At 70.4% G+C, this 17,311-nt stretch carries 18 protein-coding genes; 3 read left to right on the top strand and 15 right to left on the bottom strand.

The features are described 5' to 3' along the window. Positions 1 to 14 precede the first annotated feature (14 nt). Together dapC and fdxA are read right to left on the bottom strand one after the other, a co-directional pair. Positions 15 to 1,121, bottom strand: a complete 1,107-nt coding sequence (dapC, locus tag ACFYPG_RS16090; RefSeq protein WP_387352724.1) for a succinyldiaminopimelate transaminase — start codon at positions 1,119 to 1,121, stop codon at positions 15 to 17. After that, positions 1,118 to 1,444, bottom strand: coding sequence for a ferredoxin (gene fdxA / locus ACFYPG_RS16085; RefSeq protein ID WP_030490464.1), 327 nt, complete (start codon positions 1,442 to 1,444; stop codon positions 1,118 to 1,120). The genes dapC and fdxA overlap by 4 nt, the downstream gene beginning before the upstream one ends. A 79-nt stretch (positions 1,445 to 1,523) precedes the next feature. Between fdxA and ACFYPG_RS16080 the strand changes: the two genes are divergently transcribed. Continuing rightward, entirely contained in the window at positions 1,524 to 2,495 is a 972-nt protein-coding gene (locus tag ACFYPG_RS16080) for a GNAT family N-acetyltransferase (RefSeq protein WP_387352511.1), read from the top strand. 27 nt (positions 2,496 to 2,522) lie between these two features. Here ACFYPG_RS16080 and ACFYPG_RS16075 read toward each other — a convergent pair whose 3' ends face one another. The 3 genes from ACFYPG_RS16075 to mshB all read right to left on the bottom strand — a co-directional run bounded on the left by ACFYPG_RS16075 (position 2,523) and on the right by mshB (position 4,483). Continuing rightward, complete coding sequence (locus ACFYPG_RS16075) at positions 2,523 to 2,987, bottom strand: hypothetical protein (protein WP_355008212.1); 465 nt, start codon at positions 2,985 to 2,987, stop codon at positions 2,523 to 2,525. A gap of 114 nt (positions 2,988 to 3,101) precedes the next feature. Continuing rightward, positions 3,102 to 3,539, bottom strand: a complete 438-nt coding sequence (locus ACFYPG_RS16070) for a hypothetical protein (protein ID WP_387352509.1) — start codon at positions 3,537 to 3,539, stop codon at positions 3,102 to 3,104. A gap of 17 nt (positions 3,540 to 3,556) precedes the next feature. Then, a complete protein-coding gene (gene mshB / locus ACFYPG_RS16065) occupies positions 3,557 to 4,483 on the bottom strand; it encodes an N-acetyl-1-D-myo-inositol-2-amino-2-deoxy-alpha-D-glucopyranoside deacetylase (RefSeq protein WP_387352507.1) in 927 nt (308 codons plus the stop codon). A gap of 86 nt (positions 4,484 to 4,569) precedes the next feature. Between mshB and ACFYPG_RS16060 the strand changes: the two genes are divergently transcribed. Further along, a complete protein-coding gene (locus tag ACFYPG_RS16060) occupies positions 4,570 to 6,714 on the top strand; it encodes a prolyl oligopeptidase family serine peptidase (RefSeq protein ID WP_387352505.1) in 2,145 nt (714 codons plus the stop codon). Positions 6,715 to 6,723: 9 nt separating this feature from the next. On the opposite strand, the gene ACFYPG_RS16055 is transcribed toward ACFYPG_RS16060, so the two are convergent. Continuing rightward, positions 6,724 to 7,137 (bottom strand): nuclear transport factor 2 family protein, encoded by a 414-nt coding sequence (locus tag ACFYPG_RS16055; protein ID WP_387352503.1) that lies wholly within the window; start codon positions 7,135 to 7,137, stop codon positions 6,724 to 6,726. A 141-nt stretch (positions 7,138 to 7,278) separates the two neighbouring features. Further along, positions 7,279 to 7,677: a helix-turn-helix domain-containing protein gene (locus tag ACFYPG_RS16050; protein ID WP_355008217.1), complete on the bottom strand. Its 399-nt coding sequence runs from the start codon at positions 7,675 to 7,677 to the stop codon at positions 7,279 to 7,281. 103 nt (positions 7,678 to 7,780) lie between these two features. Between ACFYPG_RS16050 and ACFYPG_RS16045 the strand changes: the two genes are divergently transcribed. Continuing rightward, positions 7,781 to 8,683, top strand: a complete 903-nt coding sequence (locus ACFYPG_RS16045) for an NADP-dependent oxidoreductase (protein WP_387352501.1) — start codon at positions 7,781 to 7,783, stop codon at positions 8,681 to 8,683. A 134-nt stretch (positions 8,684 to 8,817) separates the two neighbouring features. Here ACFYPG_RS16045 and ACFYPG_RS16040 read toward each other — a convergent pair whose 3' ends face one another. The 8 genes from ACFYPG_RS16040 to ACFYPG_RS16005 form a co-directional block, all read right to left on the bottom strand. After that, on the bottom strand, positions 8,818 to 9,354 hold the full coding sequence (locus ACFYPG_RS16040) for an ATP-binding protein (protein ID WP_387352499.1): 537 nt from the start codon (positions 9,352 to 9,354) through the stop codon (positions 8,818 to 8,820). 74 nt (positions 9,355 to 9,428) lie between these two features. Next, positions 9,429 to 9,890: a pantetheine-phosphate adenylyltransferase gene (gene coaD / locus ACFYPG_RS16035; RefSeq protein WP_387352497.1), complete on the bottom strand. Its 462-nt coding sequence runs from the start codon at positions 9,888 to 9,890 to the stop codon at positions 9,429 to 9,431. A 111-nt stretch (positions 9,891 to 10,001) separates the two neighbouring features. After that, positions 10,002 to 10,949, bottom strand: coding sequence for a prolyl aminopeptidase (pip, locus tag ACFYPG_RS16030; RefSeq protein ID WP_387352495.1), 948 nt, complete (start codon positions 10,947 to 10,949; stop codon positions 10,002 to 10,004). 62 nt (positions 10,950 to 11,011) lie between these two features. Beyond that, positions 11,012 to 12,754: an ABC transporter substrate-binding protein gene (locus ACFYPG_RS16025; protein ID WP_387352493.1), complete on the bottom strand. Its 1,743-nt coding sequence runs from the start codon at positions 12,752 to 12,754 to the stop codon at positions 11,012 to 11,014. 145 nt (positions 12,755 to 12,899) lie between these two features. Further along, a complete protein-coding gene (locus ACFYPG_RS16020; protein ID WP_112604983.1) occupies positions 12,900 to 13,886 on the bottom strand; it encodes an ABC transporter permease in 987 nt (328 codons plus the stop codon). A gap of 11 nt (positions 13,887 to 13,897) precedes the next feature. Next, positions 13,898 to 14,905, bottom strand: a complete 1,008-nt coding sequence (locus ACFYPG_RS16015) for an ABC transporter permease (RefSeq protein WP_355008226.1) — start codon at positions 14,903 to 14,905, stop codon at positions 13,898 to 13,900. Continuing rightward, positions 14,902 to 15,975 (bottom strand): ABC transporter ATP-binding protein, encoded by a 1,074-nt coding sequence (locus tag ACFYPG_RS16010; protein ID WP_387352491.1) that lies wholly within the window; start codon positions 15,973 to 15,975, stop codon positions 14,902 to 14,904. The genes ACFYPG_RS16015 and ACFYPG_RS16010 overlap by 4 nt, the downstream gene beginning before the upstream one ends. Next, on the bottom strand, positions 15,972 to 17,027 hold the full coding sequence (locus ACFYPG_RS16005) for an ABC transporter ATP-binding protein (RefSeq protein ID WP_355008247.1): 1,056 nt from the start codon (positions 17,025 to 17,027) through the stop codon (positions 15,972 to 15,974). Before ACFYPG_RS16005 ends, ACFYPG_RS16010 begins: the two co-directional genes overlap by 4 nt. Between the last annotated feature and the right edge of the window lie 284 nt (positions 17,028 to 17,311).

Here is a 17,311-nt window from a genome sequence, read left to right as displayed (position 1 = left end):
CCGGCCGCCCGGGGTCAGGCCCGCAGCCGGCCGGCGACCGCCGCGACATGCTCGTCGGACTCGGTCAGCGCAACGCGGACGTGCTGCCCGGCGGTGGGGCCGTAGAAGATGCCGGCGGCGACCAGGATGCCCCGCCGAGCCAGCCAGTCGACCGTGTCCCAGCAGTCCTCACCTCGGGTGAGCCAGAGGTAGAGGCCCGCCTCGGAGTGTTCGACGGTGAACCCGGCACCGGTGAACGCCGCCGCGAGCACCTCCCGCCGGGCGCGGTAACGCTCCCGCTGCTCCTCGGCGTGTCGCTCGTCCCCCAGCGCGGCGACCATGGCCGCCTGCACCGGCGCGGGCACGATCATGCCGGCGTGCTTGCGGACCTTCAGCAGCTCGGCGACGAGCGCCTGGTCACCGGCGACGAAACCGGCCCGGTAGCCGGCCAGGTTGGAACGCTTGGATAGCGAGTGCACAGCGAGCACACCGGCGTAACTGCCGCCGCTGACCTGCGGAGACAACACCGAGACCGGCTCGGCCGACCAGCCCAGCGGCAGGTAGCACTCGTCGCTGGCGACCACCGCGCCGCGTTCCCGCGCCCAGTCGACCACCTTCTTGAGGTGCGCCGCGGGCAGCACCCGGCCGGTCGGGTTGCCGGGCGAGTTGACCCAGACCAGGCGAACCCGCGAGGTCGGCCCGACCGCCGTGAGCGAGTCGGCACGAACGACTGTGGCACCGGCCAGCCGGGCGCCATCCTCGTAGGTGGGGTACGCGACCGACGGCACCACCACCACGTCACCCGGGCCGATGCCGAGCAGCGTGGGCAGCCAGGCCACCAGCTCCTTCGAGCCGATGGTCGGCAGCACACCGAGACCGTCGACGCCGGCGCCACAGGCCCGGGACACCCACGCCGCGATGGCGGCCCGCAACGCCGGGGTGCCGGCGGTCAGCGGGTAACCGGGAGCGTCGGACGCGTCAGCCAACGCCCGCCGGATCACCTCGGGCACCGGGTCGACCGGCGTACCCATGGAGAGGTTGATCAGGCCCTCCGGATGCGCCGCGGCCAACGTGGCCGCGGCGTCCAGGGTGTCCCAGGTGAACTCGGGCAGCCGCGACGAGACCGGCGCGGGCCGGTTCAGTGGCCCTCGCCGCGCGGCGGCTGCGCGGCGACGAAGGTGGCGTCCTTCTCCACCTTGCCGACCTTCGAGGCGCCACCGGGCGAGCCCAGGTCCTCGAAGAACTCGTAGTTCGCGCCGGTGTAGTCCTTCCACTGCTCCGGGACGTCGTCCTCGTAGAAGATCGCCTCTACAGGGCAGACGGGCTCACAGGCACCACAGTCGACGCACTCGTCGGGGTGGATGTAGAGCATCCGATTGCCCTCGTAAATGCAGTCGACCGGGCACTCCTCGATGCATGCCTTGTCGAGCACATCTACGCACGGCTCGGCGATGATGTAGGTCACCGGTCTTCTCCTCCGCAAGACTCGCCGCGATCTCCCGCGACGGTAAGAGCCTAGTATCTCGCCGGGGAGGGGGTCGATCGTGCTCCGACAGCAGGATGTGGGACACCGAATCGTGGTCCGCCGGATTGTGGGGATTCGCGAGGGCCGCCCGCAATTTTCCGATGCCCTCGGCGAGCTGGTCGAGCTGAGCGAGACTCATCTCACGCTGGCCACCGCGCAGGGGCCGCTTCGGGTCCCGGTGGCGCAGGTCCACCGCGCCAAACGCGTCCCGCCGACCCGTCGGCCGACCGCCGCGGCGGTCGTGGCGCTGGAACGGGCCGCCGACGAGGCCTGGCCCGCACCGATCCGGGGCCGACTGGGCGACTGGCTGCTCCGGTCGGCCGAGGGCTGGACCGGGCGCGCCAACTCGGCGCTGCCGATCGGCGACCCGGACCGACCACTGGCCGCCGCGGTCGACGCGGTGGAGCGCTGGTACGCCGAGCGAGGGCAACCCGCCTTGATCAACACGCCGCTGCCCCTCGCCGCTCCGGTCGGCGCCGAACTGGACGACCGCGGCTGGGGCACCCGCCCGCCGACGCTGGTGCAGACCGCGCCGCTGCCAATGCCGGCGTCGACGCCCGCCAGCGGCCAGGCCGACGGGTGGGGCAGTGCGGTCGTCGAGCTGGCCACCGCGCCCAGCGACGAGTGGCTGGCCATCGCCGCCGGCCGCAAGGGCGGCCTGCCGGACGCCGCCCGACACGTCCTCACCGCCGTGGGCCAGGTCCGCTTCGCCCACGTGTACGCCGACAACGCCCTGGTGGCCGTCGGCCGCGGCACCGTGACCGGCCAGGGGCGCTGGTTGGGCCTCAGCCTGATCGAGGTGGTACCGGCGGCCCGCCGTCAGGGGTTGGCCCACCGCGTGGTCCACGAGCTGGCCAGCTGGGGCGTGTCAGGTGGCGCGACGCACACGTTCCTCCAGGTCGAGCAGCGCAACGCGGCGGCGGTCGCGCTCTACCAGCGGCTCGGCTTCGTCACCCACCACACCTACCTGACCCGGGTCGCCCCGAACTGACTCGCGAGGCGCGTCGAGCCGGCGGTGTCAGCGGCGGACGACCCGGCGGGGCTTCGCGGCCTTGACCTCGGCGTACCGCTTGAGCTGCTGAGAGCGGTAGTCACGGCCGAGCGCGGTGAGCACCAGATAGCCGATCAGCAAGCCGGCGCCGCTGGCGAGCAGGTAGAGCCAGATCTGGGCGAAGAACGTCCCCGCGCCGCCGGCGAACGGGTCGTGACCGACCAGCAGGGGCCCGACCAGCACTGTCAGCAGCAACGCCACCGGCACCACGAGGGCCATGTCGGCGGCCCAGCCCGCCAGCGGTCGGCGACGACCCCAACGGAAGGCGACCACGGCCAGGATCAGGCCGATCACCGTGAACATCGCCAGCGACACCCGGTCGGCGGCGGTGTCGTCACCGTCGAAGCCGAGCCGGATGATCAGTCGGGCGACCACGTTGACCGCGAACAGCGCTGCAACGAGCACCCCGAGGTCACGCCACCGCTTGTCCATCGTCGGACCCTCCTGCCGTACGCCCCGTCGCGGGGTTCGCATCCCTGGCAGGAATATCTACCACTCTTACCTGGGAGCCGTCATCACCCCGCAGCGGCCGGAACCAACCCGGCGTCAGCCGCCGAGCATGGTCGGCTGTGGGGCGAGGATCTGCCGGAAGCCCATCACCGCGAAGGTCATCGCGCCGGCCACGATCATGGCCAGCCCGACCCAGTTGTCGCCGGCCAGCAACAGGTCGCCCTCGTTGGTTCGGATGGCGGCGACCGCCATCAGCGCGAACCACGGCACCGCCGGCAGCGCCACCGCCCAGCGACGGCCGACCGCCTCGTACGCGAACCAGCTCAGCAGGATGTTGGCGCCGATGGCGAGGAGCACCGACACGCCGACCAGTTGCCCGCCGACGCGGAGCGTGGCGAGCAGCAGCTCCAGTACGCCGGTCAGCACACCAGCGAGGACCACGACGATCCCACCGACCAGCCGGACGCCCAGGTCCAGCAGGCGCGGCGGTGGCCCCGCCGGGGGCGGGGCTTCCTGGTCCTCCACGACCGTCATCGGTGCGGCCGGCAGGGTCACCGGGAACCCGCCGCCGCGACCGGGGACCGGTCCGGGGCGGTCTCCGCGGGCAGGCCGGCGAAGAGGTCGTCCTCCCAGCCGTACGGCCCGGCGCCGGGGCCCTTCTCACCCAGCGCGAGGGTGAAGAACTCCACGCCCATGAACTCGCCACCGAAGTTGCCGGCGATCGAGTAGAGCCACGAGTTGGCCGGGATCTGGGTGGCGTGCGCCCGCATCGCGGCCTCCTTGGCCGTGTGCTGGTCGGTGCCGTCGATCCGGGCGGCGATCTGGGCGTCCGGGGTGCCGAAGGGCAGATCGGCGATGTCCTCGATGCCGCCGAACGGATTGTCGGACGACTCGGCGAAATGCGTCATGCCGGCCTCCAGGACGCTGAGCGGCAGGGCCGTCCAGTAGACCTTGAGCGGGGCGCAGCCCTCCGCGGCGGCCAGCTCGACGGCGCGCATGGCCACCCGGTGCGCCTGGATGTGGTCGGGGTGGCCGTAGAAGCCGTTCGGGTCGTACGTGACGAGCACCTGCGGGCGTACCTCTCGCAGGATCTCCACGAGGTGCCCGGCGGCCTCGTCGAGGTCGGCCTGCCAGAACGCCCGGGGGTGCTCGTTCGTCGCGAGCCCCATCATCCCGGAGTCACGGTAGCGGCCGGCGCCGCCGAGGAAACGGTGGTCGCTGACGCCGAGCGCGGCGCACGCGGCGGCCAGCTCGGCCAACCGGTACCCGCCGAGCTGGTCGGCCTCGGCGGCGGCGAGCTGCGCCAGCGCTGGCACGTGGATCTCGCCCTCCTCGCCGAGCGTGCAGGTCACCAGCGTGACGTGCGCGCCGTCGGCGGCGTAGTGGGCCATCGTCGAGCCGGTGCCGATCGACTCGTCGTCGGGGTGCGCGTGGACCAGCAGCAGGCGGCGGTCGGGCAGCATCGTCACGACGGTCACTCTAACTGGCGGTTCGGCCCAGCCAACGCTGACGCGTCCGCCCAGGTCGGCCACATCACCCCCGCTCCCGCTCTACGATTTGGCGTGTGGACTTTCCGGAGCTGGCCGCCCGCACCCGCCGGTTCAGCCACGGCGCGCCACGCGCTGTCTCGGTGGCTGAGGACGGCTCCCGGGTGATCTTCCTGCGCTCCGCCGGCCCCGAGGATCCGGCGGACGCGCTCTGGCTGTTGGACGTGGGCACCGGCGAGGAGCGGCTGGTCGCCGATCCGGCGACCCTGCTGGGCGAGGGCGGGGACGTCCGCTCCCTCTCCCCCGGCGAACGCGCGCTCCGCGAACGGCTGCGGCTCAGCGCCGCCGGCATCGGCTCGTACGCGTTGGACGCGGCCGGCCGGGTTGCGGTGTTCGCGCTGGCCGGGCGGTTGTTCCGGGCCGATCTGGTGCACGGCGACGTGGTGGAGGTGGCGACCGTCGGTCCGGTGCTGGACCCACGTCCGGACCCGAGCGGGCAGCGGCTGGCGTACGTGACGGACGCCGCCGAAGGGGTGCGTCGGGGCGAACTGCGGGTGATCGACCCCGACGGCACCGACACCCTGCTGGCCGGCGAGGACGCCGGGGTGAGCTGGGGGCTGGCCGAGCACATCGCGGCGGAGGAGTTCGGCCGGTTCCGGGGGTACTGGTGGTCGCCGGACAGCCGTTCGGTGCTCGCCGCCCGGGTCGACGAGTCGCGCCTGGAGCGGTGGCACCTGCACGACCCGGCCGAGCCGGCGAGCCCGCCGACAGCCGTCGCGTACCCCCGGGCCGGTGGGCCGAACGCGGAGGTCAGCCTGCACCTGCTGGACCTGGACGACGGCTGGGTCGACGTGCACTGGGACCGGGAGACCTACCCGTACCTGACCGGGGTGAGCTGGGGTGAGGGCACTCCGTTGATCACCGTGCTGCGCCGTTCGCAGCAGCACGGCCTGGTGCTGGCGGTCGACCCGCGCACAGGTGAGACGCAGGTGCACGCCGAGCTGGCCGATCCGCGCTGGGTCGAACCGATCGCCGGCACCCCCGCGCACCTGCCGGACGGCCGCGTACTGGTCGGTGGGGAACTGGCCCACGACGGGTACGACGCCCGGTGCCTGTTCGCGGACGGCACCCTGCTCACCCCGCCGTCGCTGTACGTACGACGGGTGGTGGGTCGGCTGCCGGCCGCCACCGGCCCGGCCGACCTGCTGGTGGAGGCGAGCGACGGCGAGCCGAGCGAGCGGCACCTGTTCCGGGTCCGCACCACCATCGGCGGTGGGGTGGACGCGCGTCGAATCACCACCGACTCCGGCTGGTACACCGCCGCCGTCGGCGGGGACGTGCTGGCCGTCGGGGTCGCGTCGCTTGATCACGCCGGGGTGCGCTGGACGGTGCGTCGCGGCGATCAGGAGATCGCGGAGTTGCGCTCGTTCGCCGCCGCCCCGCCGTATTCTCCGCTGCCGCTGCTCGAACGGGTGACCGACCGGCGGCTGCCGGCGGCGGTGCTCTACCCGGACAACCACGTGACGGGCCGGCGGCTGCCGGTGCTGTTGGACATCTACGGCGGGCCGGGGCACCAGGAGGTCGTGGCGGCTCGGGCCGCGTGGTTGGAGCGGCAGTGGTGGGCCGACGCCGGGTTCGCGGTGGTCACCATCGACAACCGGGGTACGCCGGGCGTCGCGCCGTCGTTCGAGAAGGCGATCCACCGGCGGGTCGCCGACGTGATCCTGACCGACCAGATCGACGCGCTCACCGCGCTCGCCGGCAAGCACCCGGACCTGGACCTGGGACGGGTGGGCGTGCGCGGTTGGTCGTTCGGCGGGTGGCTGGCCGGCTTGGCGGTGCTGCGTCACCCGGAGCTGTTCCGCTGCGGGATCGCGGGTGCCCCGGTGACCGACTGGGCGCTGTACGACACCGCGTACACCGAGCGTTATCTGGGGTTGCCGGAAGACGGCCAGGACATCTACGCGCACCATTCGCTGGTCGAGTTGGCCGCCGAGCCGGTCACCAGCCCGGACCACGCCCGCCCGTTGCTGCTGGTGCACGGCATGGCGGACGACAACGTGGTGGCCGCGCACACCCTCCGGCTCTCGGCTGCCCTGTTGAGCACCGGCCGACCGCACGCCGTGCTGCCGCTGACCGGGGCTACGCACATGGCCGCGAACGGCACCGCCGAGCGGCTACTCCCCCTGGAGCTGGAGTTCCTCCGCACCCACCTGCTGTAACTGCCACGATCACCAACGCTCCACGAGGTGTTCCCGGCCCGGTGGCGGATCGTACGGTTCCGGCCAGTAGTCGATGATCTTGCTGATCAGCCCCTGCTCGGACATCTCAAGCCAGACGCACGCGTCCTGCTGCTCGCCGCCGACGCGAACGTCGAGCAGCAGGGCAGCGAGACGACCATCGGCGATCACCCGTCGCGGCCGCAGGTGCCAGTCACCGGGATACTCGCTGTTGAACCGCAGGTACGCGTCCTTGCCGCGAACGCGCTCCCGAGTCTGCGGCATCTCGTAGACCACGTCATCGGTGAGCAGGGCGGCCAACCCGGACCAGTCGCGGCGCTCCACGAGATCAACGTAGGCGTGGGCGGTCTGCCGGGCCGTCGAGGTGTCGTCCACGGCGCGAACCCTAGCCGCCGCCAGCGACAAATCTGGCGAGCCGTCGGTGCATCAACGGCCCCACCAGACCGATGTCCGGTGAGGCCGTGGCCGTGGCCGTGGCGGCCCGCACCAGGCAGCTCCAGGCGGACGGGTTGCGGCGGTTTCTGACGCAATCGGCGTCGCGGGATCTCAGGCGCGTGCGTCGTATCGGGTCCGGGCTTCGAAGACGCGGTCCATGTGCGACTCGGCCCAGTCCTTGATCGCGATCATGACCGGGAACAGTTCATGGCCGAGCGGGGTGAGCTCGTAGTCGACACGGACCGGCACCGAAGCGGTGACGGTGCGGGTGACCAGTCCGTCACGCTCCAAAGTGCGCAGGGTCTGGGTGAGCATCTTCTGGCTGACGCCGGCGATGCGCTGGGCGAGCTCGCCGTGCCGCTGCGGGCCGTGGACGAGCGCTGGGATCACCAGGGCGACCCACTTGTCGGTGAGTCTGCTCAGCAGCTCACGGGTCGGGCACTGGTCAAGGAACGCGTCGTAGTCACGTTTCGCCTGGTCACGGCGTTGCGCCGCGGTCGACGTCGCCATCTTTCCCCCTTTGGTGCCCTAGGCACTTTAAGGTACCTACTTTCTCACAGTGCTGATGATTCGTACGGTCGTGGTGAGAACGAAATCCACGAAGGAGCCGGCGATGCGCGCAGTCAGCTATGCACAGTTCGGAGGACCGGAGGTCCTGCACGTGGCCGAGATGCCGGTGCCCGAGCCCGGGCCGGGGCAGGTACGGGTGCGGGTCGCGGCGTCGGTCGTCCATCCGGTCGATCTGATGGTCCGCTCCGGTCGGTTCCCGGCCCCGTTGCCGACCAGCCTGCCGTACACGCCCGGTTGGGACGTTGCCGGCAGCATCGACGCGGTCGGCCCATCGGTCGACGAGTACGCGATCGGCGACGAGGTCATCGGCTTCTCGCCATGGCTGCAGACCACGGCCGGCGCCCACGCCGAATACGTGGTGCTCGACGCCGCCTGGCTGACCTCCGCGCCCGCCGGTGTCCCGGCCACCGAGGCGGCGACCCTGCCTACCAACGGCCTCGCCGCCGCCCAGGCACTCGACCTGCTCGCGCTCCCCGCGGGTTCGAAAGTGCTCGTCACCGGCGCCGCCGGGCAGGTCGGTGGGTTCGTTCTGGCGCTCGCCCGGTCGACCGGTCTGCACGCCACAGGACTCGCCGGGGCCAACGACCGCGAGTTCGTCGAGTCGCTGGGTGCGGCGTTCCTGTCCCGCACCGACGACCCGACGGGCACGTTCGACGCGGTCATCGACCTGGCGGTGATCGGCTCCTCGCTGCTGGACCTCGTTCGGGACGGCGGCGGCTACGTGGCCGCGTCACCCCCGCTCCGCCCGGAGCCGGTACGCGGAATCCGGACCTTCGCGCTGGAGGTGCTACCGGACGGAACCCGGCTCGGCGAACTGGTCAAACTCGTCACCAGCGGCGACATCCCGCTCCGGGTCGCTGACGTGTACCCCTTCGCCGACGCGGCGAGCGCCCACGAGCGGCTGGCCCAGGGCGGGGTGCGCGGCGGCGTGGTGATCGTCCCCTGATCCGGGGCGAAAGCGCGGCTGTTACGCCCCGGTTGGCCTACCTGGCGGTGCGGGCGAGTCGGGCGGAGTGGCCGGTTGGGTGCTCCTCTGGCTGGCAGGCCAGCCGCGTCCGCTCCCGTCGAGGATGTACGGGGTCAGGAGACCGAGGGCGGCCAGCGGTGTCGGCGCCACTCGTGCCATGTCGCGAAACCAGCAGGTGGGTCATCGACAGGCTCGCTGCCGTCCAGCTCGCCGGGCGTCGGGATGTCGATGCCGGCAGCCCATTCGGCGAGTTCCGCGTCGGACATCGGCCACGTGGTGTGCGGCGCTTCGGCCTGCCGCCGATCCAGTCGCCGGCGCTGCTCGGCTGGACTGACCTCGAAGTAGCGCAGCTCCACGAGCGCGCCCAGGTCTGCTGCCGCCTGGCGCAGGGCGGAGCGCTCGTCCCGACTCCAGAGGCCAAAGTCGATCACCACGTTGTTGCCGAGCTCGAGCGCCCGCAGCCCGATTTCGATGAGTCGTCCCTCGATCACGTCCTGAGCCGACGAGGGATTTTCAGGCCCGTAGAGAGCCTTCACCCATTCGTCCTTCGTGAGACGAAGTGCCGCTGACTCGATCTCGATGCGCCGAGCGGCGGTGGTCTTCCCGGTGCACGGCAGCCCTACCGTCAGGAACAGTGTTGGTCGCGTCATCGACGCCCCTTCCGTTCGAACACCCATCGCTGGCCTTCGCGCGACTCGGCCACCCGCTCCGGCTCTCCGGGACGCTATGGGATCGGCGGTGCCGGCCGCGCCGCGTCATACGCCCGTACGGCGGTGGACGAGACGGCGGCCAGGTGCGGACGGGGCGGCAGCCAGACGGTCTGGATGCCGAGTTGCTCGTTCATCGCGGCGAGCTGGTACTCGTAGCGGAGGTCCGCGGCGGTGCGCACGCCGCGAACGATGACCGTGGCACCTCGACGCGCGCAGTAGGCAGCGGTCAGCCCGGTCGAGGTGTCCACCTCGACATTGCCCCAGGCCGCCGGCATGGCGTCACGTACGCGGGCCGCCCTGGCCGTGGCCTCGGCGGTTGGCTGCTTGTCGGCGTTCACCGCCAGCAACACGATGACCAGGTCGAACATCATCCGGGCACGCGCCACCAGGTCGCCGTGGCCGGGGGTGAACGGATCGAATGTGCCGGGATAGACCGCCAGCGAACCGCGCACCGGCAGCACCGGCACAGCCGTCACCGCGACTCCAACCGCATGGCCCCGATCATCCCAGCCGTACCGGCCCCGACCCAACTCTGACTCGGCGCTCACCGCCGACAAGCTGCCGACGCCGAGCCCCATCGACCACCTTTACGCGAGGAAATGGTTGGTGGCTTCGATGAGCAGGCTGCGGGTGCCAGGTTCGGAGCCGCTGTGGCCCGCATCCTCCACGATGTGGAACGTCGCCTCAGGCCAGACCCGATGCAGGTCCCAGGCTTGGTTCGGTGGCGTCTTGATGTCGTACCGGCCGTTCACGATCACCGTCGGGATGTGTCGAATGCGGTCGACGCCCGCCAGGAGACCTTCCGGCGGGAGGAAGCCGCCATTGCTGATGTAGTGATGTGTGATGCGGGCGAACGCCAGCAGGCTGGTGTCGTCGATGCCGGGCGGCGCCATCGGCAGCAGGGTGTTGGCCGAGAGCTCCCAGCTCATCCAGGCGCGGGCCGCCGGGTTGTGGACAGCGGGGTCGGGGTCGGAAATGCGGCGGCCATAGGCGCCGACAAGGTCGTCCTGTTCGGAGACGGGGATCGCAGCACGGAACGCGGCCCACTCGGCGGGAAACAGGTGCGCCGCGCCCGCCGGGGTGAACCCCCATGCCTCGTCTGACCTGCGAACCAACCACACGCCACGGAGCACGAGCTCGGTGACCCGCTCGGGATGGGCCTGCGCGTAGGCCAGGCCGAGGGTGCTGCCCCAACTGCCGCCGAAGACGAGCCACCGCTCGATCCCCAAGTGCTCGCGTAGCCGCTCGATGTCCGCCACCAGGTGCGGGGTGGTGTTGTGTTCCAGTGACGTCTTCGGGTCGCCCGCGAAGGGCCGGCTGCGACCGCAGTTTCGCTGGTCGAACAGCACGACCCGGTAGCCGGACGGGTCGAAGTACCGCCGATTGTCCGGGAGCAGGCCACCGCCGGGGCCGCCGTGCAGGAACACCGCGGGTTTGCCGCCGGGGTTTCCACACAGTTCCCAGTACAGCTCGTTACCGTGCCCGACGCTGAGCATCCCGGAGTCGTACGGCTCGATGGGCGGGTACCAGTCCATGACAGCAGGGTCCCCTTCCGACGACGTTGTCGGAAGGGGACCCTGCTGGTCTGCGGTGTGACTTACGGCTTGACGTGCGCGTTCACGAACGACGGGTAGCCGAAGACGCTGGAGATGAAGATCCCGCCGGCCTTGGATCCGTGCACGTTGTAGGCCACGTCGACGTAGAACGGCACCACCGGTGCGTGCTCCTTCATGATCCGCTCGTCGAGCTTGGCCCACTCCGGTCCCTGGTCGGCCGGGGGCATGGCCAGGATGCGGTCCATCTCTGCGTTGATCGTCGGGTCGTTGAAGTAGGACTGGTTGCTGTTGCCCTCGGCCTTGATGGTCCGGCCGTCGTAGAGCACCGGCAGGATCGAGGCCCCGCTGGGCCAGTCCGCCGCCCAGTTACCGATGTACAGGTCCCAGGGGTTGTTCTTCTTCTTGATCTCGTCGAGCTTCGCGTCGTCCGAGATGTTCCGGACGGTGATCTTGAAGCCGGCCCGCTCCAGGTTCGCCTTGAGCTGGGCACCCTGCTGCTGCTCGGTCGAGTTGTCGGCCACACCGAGAACCAGCTCCGGCGTCTTGCCGCCGAGCAGCTCCTTGACCTTGTCGACGTTGCCGTTGGCGCCCGCCGGGTACGCGTCGTATGCCTTGTAGCCGATGGTGGCCGGCGGCATCAGCGTGGTCAGCGGCGCGGCGACGGTCTGACCGCCGAGCGCCTTGATCATGCCTTCGCGATCGATGGCGTAGTTCAGCGCCTGACGCACCTTCAGGTCGGTGACCCGCTGGTTGTTGATGACGAGCTGGTTTGCGCTCGGAGTCGGCGAGAGGAGCGTCCGGGACTTCAGCGACGCGTCCCCGGCCACCTTGGCGACCAGCGAGGCGGGCACGGTGTTGAAGGCGAGCGCGCTCTGGTCGGCGCCGTTGTCGGCGATCACCCGGTTGTTGGCGGCGTCCGCCGTGGGGCCGAAGGTCCAGACGAACTGGTCCGGATACTGGTGCCGGACCGGATCGGTCTTCGGGTCCCAGTTGGGGTTGCGGTCCAGGGTGATCTGCACGCCGACCTGGTTCTTGGCGACCTTGTACGGGCCGGACGAGAACGGCTGCTTGTCCAGGTCGACGCCGGTGTCCTTGTCGGCGGGCAGCGGCGCGGTGGTCGGCAGCGAGACAGCGAACGGCAGGTCACAGCGGGGCTTGGCGAACTCGAAGCGCAGCGTCCTGGCATCCGGCGTGCTCAGGCCGGGGGGCAGCGACGTCTTGTTCTTCTTGAAGTCCCACTTGGTGTCGAACTGCGCGGTGTCGGCCAGCCACTCCTGGATGTAGGTCGGGCCGCCGGACAGGTCCGGGTCGAAGGAGCGAGCAATGCCGTACGCGATCTCCTTGGAGGTGATCGGCCGGCCGTCCTCGAACTTCACCCCGTCCTTGATCGTGAATTCCCAGACCTTGCAGTCGTTGTTGACGTTCTTGCCCGGCGTCTCGGCCAGGTCGCCCACCAGGACCAGGCCGCCCTTGCCGTCGTCCTTCCAGGTGGTCAGGTAGCGCGACCAGAGGGGGTTGGCCATCAGACCGGCGAATGAATACGTCCGCTGCGGGTCCAGGTGGGAGATCGGGGACTCCCGGATGACGCTGAACGTGCCACCCTTCTGGGCGCCACTCACCTCGGCCGCCGGCCCCTGCGAGTCCTTGGGGTCGGTCGCGATGACCCCGGTCTGCTTCCGCTCGCTGTCCACAGTGGTGCCCTCGCCCGTGTTCTTCGAGCACGCACCCAATGCCACAACCAGAGCGATCGCGCCGCCTGCGGCAGCCACCACGCGTGGTCTCATGAAGTACCCCCTTCACCCATGTGCCGTGCGGTTTCGTCGGGGCGAGAACCGCCGACGTCCCGAGGATCGTAAGGAAGAAAACCTACGAGTTGTGTAACAGTTGTCGATAACTTTCGCCACCGGCCGCGCGCTGGTCACCGATGGCTCAGCGCAACCGCACCCGTGGGTCGATGGCCGCGTAGAGCAGGTCCACCAGTACGTTCGCCAACACCACGAAGACCGCGGCGATCAGCACGGTGGCCATGATGGTGGGCAGATCACCCGAGCGCACCGCGTCCACCGCCGTACGCCCCAACCCCTGGATGCCGAACGTCGTCTCGGTGATCACCGTCCCGCCCAGCGCCCCGCCCACGTCCAGCCCGGCGATGGTCACCACCGGAGTGATCGCCGCGCGCAGCGCGTGTCGCCCGTACACAGTGGGTTTGGCCAGGCCCTTGGCCCGCGCGGTCCGGACGAAGTCCTCGGACAGCGTCTCCAACATCTGCGCCCGCGACAACCGGGCATAGATGGCCGAGAAGAGGAAGGCCAGCGCCACCCAGGCCAGCACCAGCCCGCTGGCCCACTTCGCCGGGTTGTCGAATATCGAGGTGTAGCTGGGCACCGGCAACAGCCGCAGGTTGTAGACGAACACCAGCAGCAGCACCGCGCCCACGAAGTACAGCTGCAACGAGGCGCCGGTCAGCGAGAAGCCGATGGCCAGCCGGTCCAGCCAGGTGCCCCGACGCAGCGCGGACACCATGCCGAGCCCCACGCCGAGCAGCAACCAGAGGATGGCCGCCGGGATCACGATGCTCAGCGTCACCGGCAGCACCCGGGCGATGGTGTCCGAGACGGCCTCGTTGGTGACGTACGACCAGCCCAGGCAGGGTGCGTCGCACCGGCCGCCCTGGGCGCTGCCCAGGTCCCGACCGGTCACGATGCCCTTCATGTAACCGGCGTACTGGCTGATCAGCGGATCGTTCAGGCCCAGGTCGTCGCGGACCCGCTCCAGCCGCTCCGGGTTGCAGTTCTTCGAGCAGATGCTGCTGACCGGGTCGCGCGGCAGGGCGAAGAACATCAGGAAGGTCAACACGCTCACCGCGAAGAGGGTCAGCGTGGCGGAGAAGAGTCGCTTGAGCAGAAATCGCGCCATGATTTTGACCCCTACCGGGACGACTTCGGGTCGAGCGCGTCCCGCAACGCGTCGCCGAAGAGGTTGAAGGCGAACACCAGCGCGAAGATCGTGATGCCCGGAAAGAACACGTACGCCGGGTCGGTCTGAAGGAAGTCCAGACTGCGGTAGATCATTCGGCCGAAGCTCGGCGTCTCGTCGCTAAGGCCGACGCCGATGAACGACAGCGCCGCCTCGCTGGTGATGAACTGCGGCACCGCCAGGGAGAAGGACACCAGGATCGGCGCCCAGATGTTCGGCAGCAACTGCCGGAAGAGCATGTGCCCCAACCCGGCCCCGCTGGCCCGGGCCGCCTCCACGAACTCCCGCTCGCGCAGCGCGATCACCTGCCCGCGAACCAGCCGGGCCGTGCTGGTCCAGCCGAAGATGGCGAAGACGGCGATCAGCACGCCCACCCCGAAGGCGGACGACACCTGCCCACGCTCACCGTAGAAGCGCAGCGTGATGGTGGGCGTGAGTGCCAGCGCGATGATCAGGAAGGGCATGGCCAGGGTCAGGTCGGTGATCCAGTTGATCACCGCGTCGAGCCAGCCGCCGAGGTAGCCGGCGAGCGCCCCCAGCACGATCCCGATCGTCGCGGTGATCAGGGCCGCCGCGAACGCGATGAACAGCGAGGTCCGCAGCCCGTAGATCAGCCGGATGAAGATGTCCCGGCCCAGCCCCGGCTCCAGACCGAACCAGTGCTCGCCACTGACCCCGCCGGCGTACCCCAGCGGCATGCCGAAGCCGTCCAGCATGTTCTGGAACTGCTCCCGCGGGCCGACCCCGTAGACCATCTCGATCAGCGGAGCGGCCAACCCCAACAACAGGAAGAAGACCAGGAGTACGCCGCTGATCACCGCCGTCCGGTCGCGGCGCAGCCGCAGCCAGGCGAGCTGACCGGGCGAACGGCCCACGACGCCCTTGGTCGCGGCTCCGCCCTCGTCGCCACCGGACTCGATCTCGGCCAGCGCCACACCCTCCACCGGGGACAGGCTCACGACGACACCTCCTCGACGTTAGCGTCTGCCCGTGCGGGGCCCGCTTCCCCTTCGGGGCCCGTGCTGGCCGCTTCCCCTTCCGGGCCCGTGCTGGCCGCTTCCCCTTCTGGGAAGTGACACGCGGTGGCCTGGTTGCCGCCGTCACGCGGGATCAGCGCGGGCTCCTCGGTGGCGCAGATGTCCTGCGCCTTCCAGCACCGGGTGCGGAACCGACAGCCCGACGGCGGGTCCAGCGGGGTGGGTACGTCACCGGTCAGCCGGATCCGCCCCGCCGGGCCGAGCTGGGTGACGTCCGGGATCGCCGAGAGCAAGGCCCGGGTGTACGGGTGCTGTGGGCGCTCGTAGATGTCCGCCCGGTCGCCGATCTCCACGATCCGCCCCAGGTACATGACCGCGACCCGCTGGCAGAAGTGCCGGACCACGGCCAGGTCGTGTGCGATGAACACGAAGGCCAGGCCAAGCTCGCGTTGCAGGTCGCGCAGCAGATTGACGACCTGCGCCTGGATCGAGACGTCCAGCGCGCTCACCGGCTCGTCCGCGACGATCAGCTTCGGCCGCAGGGCCAGCGCGCGGGCGATGCCGATGCGCTGGCGTTGACCACCGGAGAACTCGTGCGGATACCGGTTGTAGTGCTCCGGGTTCAGCCCGACCAGCTCCAGCAACTCCTGCACACGGGCCTTGATGCCACCCGGCGGCTTGATTCCGTTGACCTGTAGCGGCATCGCCACGATCCGGCCCACCGTGTGTCGAGGGTTCAGCGAGGCGTACGGGTCCTGGAAGATGATCTGGAGTTCCTGGCGCAGTGGGCGCAACTCCCGGCGGCCGGCGTGCGTGATGTCCCGCCCGTCGAACTCGATGCTGCCGCTCGTCGGTTCCAGCAACCGCACCAGCATCCGACCGGTGGTGGTCTTGCCGCAGCCCGACTCCCCCACCAGGCCGAGCGTCCCGCCCGGGCGCACGTCGAAGTCGAGCCCGTCGACCGCCCGCACCAGACCGGTGGCGCGCAGCCCCTGGCGTACCGGGAAGTGCTTGCTCAGACCGCGTACCCGCAGCAGTGGTTCGTCGGTCATCGGGCCACCCCCACGGATGCGACGTCCTCGGCGTAGAACGCGGCGCGCTCCTCGGCGCTCAGGTGGCAGGCGACCAGGTGGCCATCGGCCCCGGCTGGGCGCAGCTCGGGCACCTCGGTGCGGGAGCGGCTGCCGGCGCGGTCCGCGTACCGGCAGCGTGGGTGGAACGCGCAGCCCGACGGCAGGTTGATCAGGCTGGGCGGGTTGCCGGGGATGGGCACCAGGTCCGCGTCCGCGTCGCCGTGCAGCGACGGCACGCTGGAGAGCAACCCCCAGGTGTACGGATGCTGCGGCGCACGGAGCACCTGCTCGACGCTGCCCCGCTCGACGGCCCGCCCGCCGTACATGACCAGCACGTCGTCGGCGACCTGGCCGACCACGCCGAGGTCGTGGGTGATCAGGATGATCGCGGAGTGGAACTCGGCCTGGAGGTCGGCGAGCAGGTCCAGGATCTGCGCCTGCACTGTGACGTCCAACGCGGTGGTCGGCTCGTCGGCGATCAGCAGCGCCGGGTCGTTGACCAGGGACATCGCGATCATCGCCCGCTGGCGCATGCCGCCGGAGAACTCGTGCGCGTACTGGTCGAAGCGACGCGCCGGCTGCGGGATGCCGACCCGGTCCAGCATGTCGACAGCACGCTGGCGGGCCTCGCGCCGGTTGGCCTTCGGGTGGTGCACCCGGTACGCCTCGGCGATCTGCCGGCCCACCGTGTAGTACGGGTGCAGAGCCGACAGTGGATCCTGGAAGATCATCGCCATGTCCCGGCCGCGCAGCCGGCGTACCTCCTCGTCGGCGAGGCCGACCACCTGCCGGCCACCCACGGAGATCTCCCCCGTGATGGTGGTCCGTTTCGGGTCGTGCAGGCCGAGGATCGCCAGCGAGGTGACGCTCTTGCCGGAGCCGGACTCACCCACGATGCCGAGGGTGCGGCCCCGCTCGACGGCGAACGACAGCCCGTCGACCGCGCGCACCACGCCGTCCTCGGTGTCGAACCGGACCCGAAGATCACGCACCCGCAGGTAGGCGTCCTGGTCGGAGCGCTGTGCCGGCACGGCGGGACGGTCGTCCGGGTTCCCGGACGGCGAGGGTTCCGAGCTGTCCACGGCCACCTCCCTCAGTGACGAAGAGAACTTACAGCAAAGTCCCGAGGGTGAAAATAAGCTACAAAGCCGGCACGTGTCAGCGGGCCCGAGCGTAACGAGTCGGCATCGGCCCCGCACCCCCGTCACCTCGCCATCCACACCCGTTCATCCCGCGCCCCGCGCCAAGATCTGCGCAACTTCCCCGATGTTGCTGCCTCCGACACGCGAGGAGGCAGCAACATCTCCGATACTGC

It is taken from the genome of Micromonospora sp. NPDC005553 (assembly GCF_042871765.1).
In the GTDB taxonomy this organism is placed as follows: Bacteria; Actinomycetota; Actinomycetes; order Mycobacteriales; family Micromonosporaceae; genus Micromonospora.
This window is presented reverse-complemented; position numbering and strand designations above follow the sequence as displayed.

Excerpts from the sequence above, each read along its gene's own strand:
- ACFYPG_RS16075 (WP_355008212.1), bottom strand. The coding sequence starts at position 2,987 with ATGGACAAGCGGTGGCGTGACCTCGGGGTGCTCGTTGCAGCGCTGTTC.
- ACFYPG_RS16070 (WP_387352509.1), bottom strand. The coding sequence starts at position 3,539 with ATGACGGTCGTGGAGGACCAGGAAGCCCCGCCCCCGGCGGGGCCACCG.
- ACFYPG_RS16050 (WP_355008217.1), bottom strand. The coding sequence starts at position 7,677 with ATGGCGACGTCGACCGCGGCGCAACGCCGTGACCAGGCGAAACGTGAC.
- ACFYPG_RS16045 (WP_387352501.1), top strand. The coding sequence starts at position 7,781 with ATGCGCGCAGTCAGCTATGCACAGTTCGGAGGACCGGAGGTCCTGCAC.
- ACFYPG_RS16040 (WP_387352499.1), bottom strand. The coding sequence starts at position 9,354 with ATGACGCGACCAACACTGTTCCTGACGGTAGGGCTGCCGTGCACCGGG.
- pip (WP_387352495.1), bottom strand. The coding sequence starts at position 10,949 with ATGGACTGGTACCCGCCCATCGAGCCGTACGACTCCGGGATGCTCAGC.
- ACFYPG_RS16025 (WP_387352493.1), bottom strand. The coding sequence starts at position 12,754 with ATGAGACCACGCGTGGTGGCTGCCGCAGGCGGCGCGATCGCTCTGGTT.
- ACFYPG_RS16020 (WP_112604983.1), bottom strand. The coding sequence starts at position 13,886 with ATGGCGCGATTTCTGCTCAAGCGACTCTTCTCCGCCACGCTGACCCTC.
- ACFYPG_RS16010 (WP_387352491.1), bottom strand. The coding sequence starts at position 15,975 with ATGACCGACGAACCACTGCTGCGGGTACGCGGTCTGAGCAAGCACTTC.